Genomic DNA, 12,804 nt, shown 5'->3' with positions numbered 1-12,804 from the left:
AATTCCTTCCATCGCGGCACTGCGCCGCAGCGCCGGGCCCGGCGTCGTTCATTCATGGCGCGTTCACATCGCTGTCCGCAATTTAATCCCGGGAGCGACCGCAATGAACAGGGATGACGCGGGCCGGGAACGAGCATCGCAACTCCGCTGTTAGGATTCAGGGAGGATTCCATGCTGAGGAGTTTGGGTCTCAGGGCAAGCCCGATGCGCTTGCTCGGGATTGCGGCAGCCACGACGCTGATGCTGTCGGCCGGCACTGCGCGCCGCGCTGAAGCGCTGACCTTGATCAATCCGGCGACGTCACCCGCGACCAAGGCTGCGGCCGACGACCTCGTCACGCAGGTTCGCCACGGCGGTGGTGGACATGGTGGCGGACATTTTCACGGCGGCGGAGGCTTCCGCGGTGGCGGCTTCCATGGCGGCGGAGGACATATCGGCGGTTTCCGCGGCGGCGGATTTCGCGGTGGCCATATCGGCGGCTTCCGCGCCGCGCCGGCCTTCCATGGCGGTGGCTATCGCTATGGTGGCGTTCACCGCTATGGCGGATTTCATCGCTACGGGATCTATCGGCCCCACTACGGCCATCGCCACTTCCACCGACGCTATTATGTCGGCGGCTATTACCCCTATTACCACTATCCGCGCCGCTGCCGGATCATCTGGACCTATTACGGCCCGCGCCGCGTCTGCCGCTGGCACTATCCCTACCGGTATTGGTAAGGACGATCGAAGCGGAAAGGGCGCCTTAGCGGCGCCCTTTGTTCATCCGGTGACCTAAAGCCAATCCTTCCGCTTCCACGACGCGGACTTCCACCGCATCAGGTTCTCGAGCTTCCACTGCCTGAACATCGCCGCCGGCCAGCGGCTGAGCTTCGAGGTTTCCGCCAGCTCCGGCTTGGCGACAATGCGCAAGCGCGGCGCGCGCCGGCGATGCTGGCGCGTGGCCTCGCTGATCAGGTCGACATATTCCGGCTTGTTGGCCATGGCCCCGCGTCCTCGCGAAATCCTCGCGAGGGCGCAATGTCGGCGATGCGCATTAACGGCGGTTTGCCGCGATCGCTACAATTGCAGGAAGCGGCTTAGCGCCAGTCCCTGACGTCGACGAAGTGACCGGCGATCGCAGCCGCTGCCGCCATTGCCGGCGACACCAGATGGGTGCGGCCCTTGAAACCCTGGCGACCCTCGAAATTGCGGTTCGAGGTCGAGGCGCAGCGCTCTTCCGGCTTCAGCTTGTCCGGGTTCATGGCAAGGCACATCGAGCAGCCCGGCTCGCGCCATTCGAAGCCGGCCTTGATGAAGATCTTGTCGAGACCCTCGGCCTCGGCCTGCTCCTTCACGATGCCGGAGCCCGGCACGACCATGGCGTTGACGTGGGCCGAGACGTGCTTGCCTTCAGCAATCTTTGCCGCCGCGCGCAGGTCCTCGATGCGGCCGTTGGTGCAGGAGCCGATGAAGATGCGGTCGACCTTGATGTCGGTGATCTTCGTTCCCGCGGTCAGGCCCATGTATTTCAGGGCGCGATGCTTGGAGAGACGCTTGGCCTCGTCCGCGATCTTGTCGGGGTCGGGCACGATGCCGGTCACCGAGATGACGTCCTCCGGGCTCGTGCCCCAGGTCACGATCGGCGGCAGCTTGGCCGCATCGAGGCGCAGCTCGTTGTCGAAATGCGCGCCGTCGTCGGAGCGCAGCTTCTCCCAGTAGCGCATGGCCGCATCCCAGTCCGCGCCCTTCGGCGCCTTCGGGCGGCCGCGCAGGAAGTCGAACGCCTTCTGATCGGGCGCGACGAGACCGGCGCGGGCGCCGCCTTCGATCGACATGTTGCAGACCGTCATGCGGCCTTCCATGCTGAGCGCGCTGATCGCGTCGCCAGCATATTCCAGCACGTAGCCGGTGCCGCCCGCGGTGCCGATCTCGCCGATGATGGCCAGAATAATATCCTTGCCGGTCACGCCGTCGGGCAATTTGCCGTCGACGGTGACGCGCATGTTCTTGGCCTTCTTCTGGATCAGCGTCTGTGTCGCCAGCACATGCTCGACCTCGGAGGTTCCGATGCCGTGTGCGAGCGCGCCGAACGCACCATGCGTCGAGGTGTGGCTGTCACCGCAGACGATGGTGGTGCCGGGCAGCGTAAAACCCTGCTCGGGGCCGATGACGTGGACGACGCCCTGGCGCTTGTCGAACTCGTTGTAATATTCGATGCCGAATTCCTTGGCGTTCTCGGCCAGTGCCTTGATCTGCTCGATGCTTTCAGGATCGGGATTCGGCTTGGTGCGATCGGTGGTCGGCACGTTGTGGTCGACGACGGCGAGCGTCTTCTCGGGCGCGTGGACCTTGCGTCCCGTGACGCGCAGGCCTTCGAACGCCTGCGGTGAGGTCACCTCATGCACCAGGTGGCGATCGATGTAGAGCAGGCAGGTGCCGTCCTCGGCTTCGTGCACCAGATGGTCGTTCCAGATCTTGTCGTACAGGGTGGTCGGCTTGGACATGAGCTTGAGCTCCGAAGAATGTGTGTCAGCGATGAGCGCGGCAGAGCGCGCGGGCAACAAAATCGTCAGCGCAGCTGTTAGGCTGCGCGGCTAAGCTCTGACGTTGCCGAGGTCGCGAAGCGTCCGAAGAACCGGCCAGGCAGCCGCGAGCGATCGTCGATGACGATGCGCTTGACGGGGACGAGGCTGGTCCGATCTGGAAACATTCTAGAAGCTATATAGCATGCAGCGGCAAAAGCGCGAGAGTTTCGGCTCGTCATTGCGAGCGCAGCGAAGCAATCCAGAAATGCATCCGCGGAGACAGTCTGGATTGCTTCGTCGCAAGGGCTCCTCGCAATGACAGTGGCGCGCAACAAAAAAGCGCGGAGCCGAGCCCCGCGCTTTCGAAAACTTGCCTGGTGGGCGAAGCTTACTCGCCGACGGCCGCTTGGCGGTCCTGCTTCTCGACGATACGGGCCGACTTGCCGCGCAGTTGACGCAGGTAATAAAGCTTGGCGCGACGCACCTTGCCGCGGCGCACCACTTTGATCGAGTCGATCATCGGCGACATCACCGGGAACACGCGCTCCACGCCCTCGCCGTAGGAGATCTTGCGCACGGTGAAGCTCTCGTTGAGGCCACCGCCGGAACGGCCGATGCAGACGCCCTCATAGGCCTGCACGCGAGTGCGGTCGCCTTCGACGACCTTCACGTTGACGATCACGGTGTCGCCGGGACCGAATTCCGGAATGTCCTTGCCGGCGGACAGCTTGTCGAATTGCTCTTGCTCGAGCTGCTTGATCAGGTTCATGGGTAAATCTCCATCGGCGCGCCCAGCCCTGGAAACGGGGGGCTGCGCAAAATTCGTCTATCCAGCCATTGCGGATTTGGCCGCTGCTATAAGGCAAGCCGGAGCGTTTGTCACCCGTCTGTCTTGTTTTTTGGCGTTTTTTGGCGACCGGGTCGATTCGCCGGCTTGGGTGGGATCTGGGCCCACAAATCGGGCCGCCGGGCCGCCGTCAGGGCCTCGGATTGCGCCCGCCGCCAGCTGGCGACCTTGGCGTGGTCGCCGGAGGTCAGGATCTCAGGGATCGGAGTCCCCTCGAACAGCTGCGGACGGGTGTATTGGGGGTACTCGAGCAAGCCGTCCGAAAAACTTTCCTCGGTTCCCGAGGCCTCCTTGCCCATCACCCCCGGCAGGAGCCTGACACAGGCGTCGATCAGCGCCATCGCGGCGATTTCGCCCCCAGACAGCACGTAATCGCCGATCGAGACCTCCTCCAGGCCCCGCCCGTCGATCACCCGCTGGTCGATCCCCTCGAACCGCCCGCAAACGATCAGGGGGCCGGGGCCCCGGGCGAACTCCCTAACCCGGGCCTGGGTCAATGGCCGACCACGCGGGCTCATCAGCAGGCGAGGCCGCTCCGGGCCGATTTCGGCAGCATCGATCGCAGCCGCCAAAACATCCGCTCGAAGCACCATGCCCGGACCGCCGCCGGCCGGGGTGTCGTCAACGCTGCGGTGGCGGTCGGTGGCGGAAGCCCGGATGTCCCGCGCTTCGATCTCCCAGAGGCCCGAGGCGAGCGCCCGGCCGGCGAGGCTCACGCCGAGCGGTCCCGGAAACATCTCGGGGAAGAGCGTCAGCACCGTCGCGCGCCAGGGTGAGGGGTGGGTCATGATCGCTGGTTAGGGCATCGTGCGCGCCAGGTCGAGACCCGGCATGGGGCCGCATTCAAGTGGCAATCTTCACAGCCGCGGCGTCTCGTTACGTCTGCTTCGATTCCGTTGCTCTACACAATTCTTCCAGTTCCGTACGTAGCGCGGACGCATTTGCTAGACTCGCCAGCGCAATCCGGGCGAAGGCGTTGGCGTCAGCCAGATTGCCAATCGATTGCCGCATGAGCGCCAATGAGCGCGCCATTCGAACCTTCGTGGAGCCGAAGCCCGAAAAGCTATACTGGCCGGCCTCGAATTGTGCAGGCGTGACCTTCTGCAACGGAGATTCTGGTCCAGACACCTCGGAGAATAGATTTCGACCAATTGTCGCGTAGACCAATGCCGCCGCCCGAACGGCCGCGTCCATGCTCTCAATTGACCCTTCGTGTTCCCACCATTGATCGCTTTTTGCTTCGGACAGCCTTCGCCGAAACTCGCAGAGCTCTTCTCGGATTTTCGTTGGATCGGGTGAATTGCCAGCGATATCCGGAATCGACCGAGGCTGGATGCCGAGGTTTACGGCGAACTCGCCGCCGAACCGCGATCCTTGAACCTGAACGACGTGGATAAGATCTTCCGAGACACGACGAAAAGTGCGGCCGGAGCCGACGAATCCATCGCTCTTGAGCATTGGACTCAGGTGATTTTTGATTGAAGATTCGAGGCGAGGCGTCGGTCCGTTCACATGTCTCTCCGAACCTTTGCTCTCAGTTCCGCTGGCCGGCGCGCCCAGGAATCTCCTGCGCATTTCACGCGCGACCTCTGCGCATGAACTCAGGCCAGAAGTTATGACGATGACTTCTCGTCGTCGCCCTCGATCTCCTCCGGCAGCGCGATCACCACGCGGCCGCCGGCAATATCGACTTCCGGCACCACCGCATTCGAGAACGGCAGCAGCAGCGTCGCACCCTTGAGCGGGGCGATCTCGATGATGTCCCCGGCGCCAAAATTATGGATCGCGAGCACGCGGCCGAGCGCATCGCCGTCCGTGGTGACGGCGGCGAGCCCGATCAGATCGGTGTGGTAATATTCGTCCTCATCCGTCGCGGGCAGTTTTTCGCGCGCGACGTAGAGCTCGATGCCGTTGAGGCGCTCGGCCTCATCGCGGGTGGTGACGCCCTTGAACGTCGCGACCAGATGATCTTTGGCCTCGCGCGCCGTTGCAACCTCGAACTGGCGCTTGCCATCCTTGGACAGCAGCGCACCGTAGCGCCTGACGGCAAAGGGATCTTCGGTGAAGGTCCACAGTTTGACCGCACCGCGCACACCATGCGCGGCGCCGATCCGCGCGACGCAGACCAGCGCCGACATGGTCTAGCCTTAGCCCTTGGCGGCCGCTTCGGCCTGCGCCTTGCGCTCCTTGCGCGGCACGGCCTTCTGCGGGTTGTTGCGGGCTTCGCGCTTCTTGACGCCGGCAGCGTCGAGGAAACGGGCCACGCGGTCCGACGGCTGCGCGCCCTTGGCGACCCAGGCCTTCACCTTGTCCATGTCGAGCTTGAGGCGCGCCTCGTTGTCCTTCGGCAGCAGCGGGTTGAAATAACCGAGACGCTCGATGAAGCGGCCGTCGCGCGGAAAGCGCGAATCGGCAACGACGACGTGATAGACGGGGCGCTTCTTGGTGCCTGCGCGGGCGAGGCGGATGACGACGGACATCTAGTTCTCCTTCAAAGTACAGTTTGTTCGGTTGATTGGTATTTTCGCGCCGCGCGAGATGCCTACGCTCCCGACGCGACGAATTCCTCATTTCTTCTTGCCGGGGAAACCGCCGAGCCCCGGAAGGGTCGGCTTGCCGCTGAGGCCCGTAAGCCCCGGCAAATTCGGCAGGCCCGAGCGAAGACCGGGTGGCAGATCCTTCGGCAGGCTGGGCAGACCTTGTCCACCGCCGGCCTGCATCTTCTCCTGCATCGCCTTCATCTCGTCGGGCGAAGGCATCTTCATGCCGCCGCCGAAACCCATGGCCTGTGCGATGCCGGCGAGCGGACCGCGCTTGCCCGAGCCCATCGCCTTCATCACGTCGGCCATGTTCCGGTGCATCTTAAGCAGCTTGTTGACCTGCTCGACGCTCTGGCCGCTGCCGGCTGCGATACGCTTCTTGCGGCTGGCCTTGAGCAGGTCGGGGTGACGGCGTTCGTCGCGCGTCATGGAATCGATGATCGCGACCTGGCGCTTCAAGATCTTGTCGTCGATGCCGGCCGCCGCGATCTGGTTCTTCATCTTGGAGATGCCGGGCATCATGCCCATCAGCCCGCTGATGCCGCCCATATTGGCCATCTGCGACAGCTGCTCGCGCATGTCGTTGAGGTCGAACTGACCCTTGCGCATGCGCTCGGCGGTGCGCGCGGCCTTCTCGGCGTCGATGTTGGCGGCGGCACGTTCGACCAGCGAGACCACGTCGCCCATGCCGAGGATGCGGCCGGCGATACGATCAGGATGGAAATCTTCCAGCGCGTCGGTCTTTTCACCGGTGCCGATCAGCTTGATCGGCTTGCCGGTCACCGCGCGCATCGACAGCGCGGCGCCGCCGCGGCCGTCGCCGTCCACACGAGTCAACACGATGCCGGTGAGGCCGACGCGCTGGTCGAACGAGCGCGCAAGGTTCACCGCGTCCTGGCCGGTGAGGCTGTCGGCGACCAGCAGCACTTCGTGCGGATTGGCGGCAGCTTTGATCGCGGCTGCCTCCGCCATCATCTCTTCGTCGAGCGTGGTGCGGCCGGCGGTGTCGAGCAGCACGATGTCGTAGCCGCCGAGCTTGCCGGCCTCCAGTGCGCGCTTCGCAATCTGCGGCGGCTGCTGTCCCGCCACGATGGGCAAGGTCGGAATGTCGAGATCGCGGCCGAGCACGGCCAGCTGCTCCATCGCCGCCGGGCGATAGACGTCGAGCGAGGCCATCAGCACCTTGCGCTTGTCGCGCTGGACCAGCCGGCGGGCGAGCTTTGCGGTGGTGGTGGTCTTACCAGAGCCTTGCAGACCGACCATCATGATCGGCACCGGCGGCACGGAATTGACGTCGATGGTCTGGCTTTCGGCACCGAGCGTGTTGATCAGCTCGTCATGGACGATCTTGACCACCATCTGGCCGGGGGTGACCGACTTGACGACGGTGGCGCCGATCGCCTGCTCGCGGACGCGTTCGGTGAAGCTGCGCACGACTTCGAGCGCGACGTCGGCCTCCAGCAGCGCGCGTCGCACCTCGCGCATCGCGGCGTCGACGTCCTTTTCGGTCAGCGCCCCGCGCCCCGTCAGACGATCGAGAATGCCACCAAGCCGTTCCGACAGATTGTCGAACAATGCCGTTGTCCTGTTTTACCTCTCCCCGCAAGAGCGGGGCGAGGGAGAAGAAAGTCCAAACACCTTTGCGCCCGAGGGCGCACAGCGCTGTCGGGCGTTGACCTCCGGTCCTAAGGCCGGTCGGCGGGTCGAAAAGAAAGCCTTTCCGAGAAAGTGGCGGGGTTAAACGCCGCCCACGCCCAAAAGTCAAGGAAAGTTAGGGCGTCGGGATGCCTTCGCCAAGGCAAGACCCTGAAAACAGGGCCGTTTTGGCGCCCGGTTCCTTTTCCTGCGGGACCGCCCATATTAAAGAGAATGACCCGCCTCCATCACCATCGCTGAAGCCGCCCGTGCCGATCACCCGCCGTCGCCTGTTCGGACTGCTTGCCGGAGCCGGCGCGCTGGTCGGCGTGCCCTCCCTTTGGATCTCTCGCATGAAAACCTATGACGGCCCGGTCTCCGATCATTTCGACGGCCTGACCTTCTTCGATCCGGATGGTGCGCCGCCAAAGTCGCTGCGCGAGGTGCTGCGCTGGCAGCTCGGCGGCAGGCGGAAGCGCGCCGAATGGCCCGACTGGACTCCCAGCCCCCATGTCGATACCCCGCCGGCGCGGGTCGACGGCGACAACGTGCGGCTCTCCTTCGTCGGCCACGCCAGTTGGCTGATCCAGACCGGCGGCCTCAACATTCTGGTCGATCCCGTCTGGTCGATGCGGGTCTCGCCGGTCGCCTGGGCGGGGCCGAAGCGGCACAACGATCCCGGCATCGCGTTCGAGAAGCTGCCGAAGATCGATGTCGTGCTGGTCTCGCACGGCCATTACGATCACCTGGACATTGCGACGCTGTCGCGGCTCACCAAGAATTTCGCCCCGCGCGTGGTCACCCCGCTCGGCAACGACGTCACGATGCGCAGCTGGGATCCCACCATCAAGGTGGAAGCCTTCGACTGGCACGACCGCGTCGAGCTCGGCGGCGGCATCGCCGTGCATCTGGTGCCGACCCGGCACTGGACCGCGCGCGGCATGTTCGATCGCAACAAGGCGCTGTGGGCGAGCTTCGTGCTGGAGACGCCTGCGGGGAAAATCTACGTCGTCTGCGATTCCGGCTATGGCGACGGCACGCATTTTCGTCGCGTCGCCGAGAAGCACGGACCGCTGCGTCTGGCGATCCTTCCCATCGGTGCCTACGAGCCGCGCTGGTTCATGCGCGATCAGCACATGAATCCGGAGGATGCCGTAAAGGCGCTGGCGGATTGCGGCGCGCAAGCCGCGCTCGGGCATCACCACGGCACGTTCCAGCTCACGGACGAAGCGATCGACGCGCCGGCGAAGGCGCTGGTCGAGGCGCTCGATGCGGCGAAAATTTCGCAGGAGCGGTTCGTGGCGATGCAGCCAGGGCAGGTTGTGGAGATCTAGCTTCGCTCTCGCCCCACATACAACTCGTGGCGAGACTTATTGCTCTTTCGCCTTGATCGCCCAGCTCACATTCACCGTCACCGACAGCGTCTCCTCGCCTGGTGCGACCGCAGCAGGCGCCGCCATCGGCGCCTTCGCCATCCGCGCCTGGAACAGCGGCATCGGGGTGCCGCCCTCGGAGATGCTGAGCGGCGCGCCCAGCGTGACACCGGTGGCCTTGGCGTAAACTTCGGCCTTACGCCGTGCATCGGCCACCGCCTGCTCGCGGGCATCGTCGAGCAGCTTTGACGCCTGCGTCACCTCGAACGAGATATTGCCGATGTCGTTGGCGCCGGCGGCGACCAGCGTGTCGATGATACCGGCGACCTTGGTCACGTCGCGAATCTTCACGGTGACACGGTTGGAGGCGCGGAAGCCGACCACCGGGGATGCGCCGGTGGATTTGTTCTGGCCATATTGCGGCTGCAGCGACAAGCGCGAGGTCTGATAGTCCTTCTCGGCAAGGCCGGCGCCCTTCAGCGCCAGCAGCACCTTGCCCATCGCGGCATTGTTGGCGTCGGAGGCTTCCTTTGCCGTTTTGGCGTCACTGGCAACGCCGGCATCGATCTGCGCGAGATCCGGCGCCACGGAAATATTGGCCTCGCCGCTCACCGAAATGGCGGACGGGAAATCATCGGCGAGCGCAGGCGCTGCCGGCAGCGTGGCCGCGAGAACGGCGGCAAGGGAAGTAACAAATACGGTAGGCTTTTTCATCATTCTCACTTCAGCGGCACGAAAACGTTGATCACGAGCTTGTCCTCAGCGGTCTTCAGGGGATCGGTGAGATATTCTTCGATGAAGGTGTCCTTGGCTTCCAGTCTCTTGTCGTCGAGATGATTGGTGATCGCCTCGTAGGTGTTGTCCATGTTGTCGTAGGAACCACGATGGACGAATTTCAGCGCCTTGCCCTCTGGCGATTTGCCGATGCTCATGTCCTTGGGCAAGCTCTTGGGATCCTGGTCGACCGGGATCTCGGCGAGAAAGGTGAAGCCGGTGTCGTCGGTCGAGGTGTAGACGATCATCGAATTGCCGGCGTGCTTGATGCCCTGCTTGTCCAGCAGCGCGTTCAGCGCCTTGAAGGCGTCGACCAGCGTGTCGAAGGCCGAGTCCCAATTGGCAGTGCCCTTGACCATCACGACCTTCCTGGATTCGAGCGTGGTCTCCAGGCCGAACGGATCGGCGGTCTGCACCGGAGCAGGTGTTGTGGCCGCAGCGGGTGGCGGTGTCGCCGGGCTGGGTGAGGCGCTGGCTGCGGGAGAGGGCGACGTTGTCGGGGTCGGCGAAGCGCTGGCCGCAGGCGATGGCGCCGGTGAGGGCGTTGCCGCAGGCGCAGGCGAGGCACTGGCGGCCGGGGAGGGGGAAGCCGACGGGGCCGGCGAGGGACTTGCCGAGGCGGCCGGTGCCGGGCTCGGGGTTTGCGCCAGAACCTCAGGCAGGCCAAACGACAAGGCCGCTGCCGGGATCAGCGCGGCCAGAGCGAGACGACGAAACCTGAACATTTTATTCTCCCCAAGGCCTTAACCAAACAAGGCCTAAAACCGTCTTTGCGCCCGGCCGCGCCCCCGGCTCGCGCGAACGCGCCGTTCTAACACGCGAGCGCCAAATTCGTCCCATGACAGATGCGTCATGGCAGACCTCTGGCGACTGGTGGCAAAACACTGGCCAAGCCGGCAAGGATCGCCATATAAGACGGGCGAAATTCGGGAATTTTCATGAGCGCGCTGGCCAACCACGCATTTGCCAAGATGAACGGCATCGGCAACGAGATCGTCGTTGTCGACATGCGCGATTCCACCGCAAAGGTGACGCCGGACGATGCGCGCGCGGTGGCGTCCGCGAACGGCGGCGTGGCCTACGACCAGCTCATGGTGCTGCAGAAGCCGCGGCTCGACGGCACCGAAGCCTTCATCCGCATCTACAACAATGACGGCTCGGAGGCCGGTGCCTGCGGCAACGGCATGCGCTGTGTGGTGCGGCGCATTTTCGAGAAGAACGGGCAGACCACCGCGACGTTCGAGACGGAAGCGGGCCTGCTCAATGCCTGGCAGGGCCCCGCGCCGGATCTCTACACCGTCGACATGGGTGCGCCCAAGTTCGGCTGGCAGGATATCCCGCTGGCGGAAGAGTTCCGCGACACCCGCTACATCGAATTGCAGATCGGGCCGATCGACAATCCGATCCTGCATTCGCCCTCCGTGGTGAGCATGGGCAATCCGCACGCGATCTTCTGGGTCGACGACGTCGACGCCTACGATCTCGAGCGTTTCGGTCCGCTGCTCGAAAACCATCCGATCTTCCCGGAGCGCGCCAATATCACACTCGCCCATATCGTCGATGACAAGCACATCACGATCCGAACGTGGGAGCGTGGTGCAGGCCTGACCAAGGCCTGCGGCTCGGCGGCCTGCGCCACGGCGGTTGCGGCGGCCCGCCTGAAGCGGGCCGAGCGCAATGTCGAGATCACGCTGCCCGGCGGCAAGCTCGGCATCGAATGGCGCGAGCGCGACGACCACGTGCTGATGACGGGCACGGCGACCTTCGAATATGAAGGCAGATTCGATCCGGCGCTGTTCGCGCCGGTCGCCTGATGGCCGTCGACATCGTCACCTTCGGCTGCCGCCTCAATGCCTTCGAGGCCGAGGTGATCCGCCGTGAGGCCGAGGGCGCGGGTCTTTCCGACACCATCGTCATCAACAGTTGCGCCGTCACCAACGAGGCGGTGGCGCAGGCGCGCCAGTCGATCCGCAAGCTGAAGCGCGAACGGCCCGGTGCGCGCATCGTCGTCACCGGTTGCGCGGCGCAGACGCAAAGCTCAATGTTCGCCGATATGACCGAGGTCGATCGCGTCGTCGGCAATGACGACAAGATGCGTGCGTCTGCGTGGCAGGAGACGCGGAGCGCTTTCGACCTCGGCGCCAGCGAGAAGATCGCCGTCAGCGACATCATGGCGGTGAAGGAGATGGCGCCGCATCTCGTCGACGGCTATGCGAGCGGCCTGCCGCGCGTGTTCGTGCAGGTGCAGAACGGCTGCGACCATCGCTGCACCTTCTGCATCATCCCGTTTGGCCGCGGCAATTCGCGTTCGGTGCCGATGGGCGCGGTGGTCGAGCAGGTGCGGACGCTGGTCGAACGCGGCCATGCCGAGATCGTGCTGACCGGCGTCGATCTCACCAGCTACGGCGCCGACCTGCCCGGCGCGCCGAAGCTCGGCATGCTGACGAAGCAGATCTTGCGTCACGTGCCGGAGCTGCGGCGCCTGCGCATCTCGTCGATCGACTCGATCGAGGCGGATGCGGACCTGCTCGATGCCATCGCTGATGATGCGCGGCTGATGCCGCATCTGCATCTGTCGCTACAGTCAGGCGACGACATGATCCTGAAGCGCATGAAGCGGCGGCATTCGCGGCAGGATGCGATCGCATTCTGCGACCAGGTGCGCCGGCTGCGCCCGGACATCGCCCTCGGCGCCGACATCATCGCGGGCTTCCCGACCGAGACGGATGAAATGTTCTCGCGTTCGCTCGATCTCGTCGAACAATGCGGCCTGACATTCCTGCACGTCTTCCCCTATTCGCCGCGTCCCGGCACGCCGGCTGCGAAGATGCCGCAGGTTGCGGGGGCGCTGATCAAGCAACGCGCCAAGCGGCTGCGTGCGGCGGGCGAAGCAGCACTGCGCAAGCGGCTGCAAGCCGAGATCGGCGCAACGCGCGATGTGTTGATCGAGGGCGACCGGCAGGGCCGCACGGAGCACTATCTGCCGGTGGCGATTTCGGGCGGGCAAGTGGGAACCGTCGTGCCGCTCAGGATCGCCGGCAGCGATGGCGAGCGGCTCACCACATCATAAGGCTGCGAATAGTGCGCGGCGCTCTATCCTCGACGTCGTCCCCGCCTAGTGCGCAATT

General features: G+C 64.6%; 14 protein-coding genes. 4 read left to right on the top strand and 10 right to left on the bottom strand.

Going from position 1 to position 12,804, the window contains the following annotated elements; genetic code table 11:
* The first annotated feature begins 171 nt into the window (after window positions 1-171).
* Window positions 172-720: a hypothetical protein gene (locus tag IVA79_RS30020; protein WP_247559903.1), complete on the top strand. Its 549-nt coding sequence runs from the start codon at window positions 172-174 to the stop codon at window positions 718-720.
* 54 nt (window positions 721-774) lie between these two features.
* On the opposite strand, the gene IVA79_RS30015 is transcribed toward IVA79_RS30020, so the two are convergent.
* The 8 genes from IVA79_RS30015 to ffh form a co-directional block, all read right to left on the bottom strand.
* Window positions 775-984, bottom strand: coding sequence for a hypothetical protein (locus tag IVA79_RS30015; RefSeq protein WP_247559901.1), 210 nt, complete (start codon window positions 982-984; stop codon window positions 775-777).
* Between the two features lie 95 nt (window positions 985-1,079).
* On the bottom strand, window positions 1,080-2,486 hold the full coding sequence (gene leuC / locus IVA79_RS30010; RefSeq protein WP_247559899.1) for a 3-isopropylmalate dehydratase large subunit: 1,407 nt from the start codon (window positions 2,484-2,486) through the stop codon (window positions 1,080-1,082).
* 409 nt (window positions 2,487-2,895) lie between these two features.
* Entirely contained in the window at window positions 2,896-3,276 is a 381-nt protein-coding gene (gene rplS / locus IVA79_RS30005) for a 50S ribosomal protein L19 (protein WP_247559897.1), read from the bottom strand.
* Between the two features lie 110 nt (window positions 3,277-3,386).
* Entirely contained in the window at window positions 3,387-4,142 is a 756-nt protein-coding gene (gene trmD, locus IVA79_RS30000) for a tRNA (guanosine(37)-N1)-methyltransferase TrmD (RefSeq protein WP_247559895.1), read from the bottom strand.
* An 88-nt stretch (window positions 4,143-4,230) separates the two neighbouring features.
* On the bottom strand, window positions 4,231-4,866 hold the full coding sequence (locus IVA79_RS29995; protein WP_247559892.1) for a DUF4304 domain-containing protein: 636 nt from the start codon (window positions 4,864-4,866) through the stop codon (window positions 4,231-4,233).
* A gap of 101 nt (window positions 4,867-4,967) precedes the next feature.
* Window positions 4,968-5,492: a ribosome maturation factor RimM gene (gene rimM / locus IVA79_RS29990; protein WP_247559890.1), complete on the bottom strand. Its 525-nt coding sequence runs from the start codon at window positions 5,490-5,492 to the stop codon at window positions 4,968-4,970.
* 9 nt (window positions 5,493-5,501) lie between these two features.
* The gene (gene rpsP / locus IVA79_RS29985) at window positions 5,502-5,834 is read right to left on the bottom strand and encodes a 30S ribosomal protein S16 (protein ID WP_028150508.1); all 333 of its coding nucleotides are present in this window, start codon (window positions 5,832-5,834) and stop codon (window positions 5,502-5,504) included.
* Window positions 5,835-5,921: 87 nt separating this feature from the next.
* On the bottom strand, window positions 5,922-7,469 hold the full coding sequence (gene ffh / locus IVA79_RS29980; protein WP_247559888.1) for a signal recognition particle protein: 1,548 nt from the start codon (window positions 7,467-7,469) through the stop codon (window positions 5,922-5,924).
* 329 nt (window positions 7,470-7,798) lie between these two features.
* On the opposite strand from ffh, the gene IVA79_RS29975 reads away from it, so the two are divergent.
* Window positions 7,799-8,863 carry an MBL fold metallo-hydrolase gene (locus IVA79_RS29975; RefSeq protein WP_247559886.1) on the top strand — a complete coding sequence of 355 codons (1,065 nt, stop codon included), beginning with the start codon at window positions 7,799-7,801 and terminating at the stop codon, window positions 8,861-8,863.
* Window positions 8,864-8,899: 36 nt separating this feature from the next.
* Here the strand turns inward: IVA79_RS29975 and IVA79_RS29970 are convergent, their stop codons facing one another.
* The gene (locus IVA79_RS29970; protein WP_247559969.1) at window positions 8,900-9,616 is read right to left on the bottom strand and encodes an SIMPL domain-containing protein; all 717 of its coding nucleotides are present in this window, start codon (window positions 9,614-9,616) and stop codon (window positions 8,900-8,902) included.
* Between the two features lie 5 nt (window positions 9,617-9,621).
* Window positions 9,622-10,401, bottom strand: a complete 780-nt coding sequence (locus IVA79_RS29965) for a GyrI-like domain-containing protein (protein ID WP_247559884.1) — start codon at window positions 10,399-10,401, stop codon at window positions 9,622-9,624.
* A gap of 213 nt (window positions 10,402-10,614) precedes the next feature.
* Between IVA79_RS29965 and dapF the strand changes: the two genes are divergently transcribed.
* Window positions 10,615-11,490 carry a diaminopimelate epimerase gene (dapF, locus tag IVA79_RS29960; protein WP_247559882.1) on the top strand — a complete coding sequence of 292 codons (876 nt, stop codon included), beginning with the start codon at window positions 10,615-10,617 and terminating at the stop codon, window positions 11,488-11,490.
* Window positions 11,490-12,746 (top strand): tRNA (N(6)-L-threonylcarbamoyladenosine(37)-C(2))-methylthiotransferase MtaB, encoded by a 1,257-nt coding sequence (gene mtaB, locus IVA79_RS29955; protein WP_247559879.1) that lies wholly within the window; start codon window positions 11,490-11,492, stop codon window positions 12,744-12,746. Before dapF ends, mtaB begins: the two co-directional genes overlap by 1 nt.
* The last annotated feature ends 58 nt before the right edge of the window (window positions 12,747-12,804 follow it).

This window comes from Bradyrhizobium sp. 138, assembly GCF_023074075.1.
In the GTDB taxonomy this organism is placed as follows: domain Bacteria; phylum Pseudomonadota; class Alphaproteobacteria; order Rhizobiales; family Xanthobacteraceae; genus Bradyrhizobium.
The sequence above is the reverse complement of the archived record's forward strand: the minus strand, read 5'-3'. Positions and strand labels throughout refer to the sequence as shown.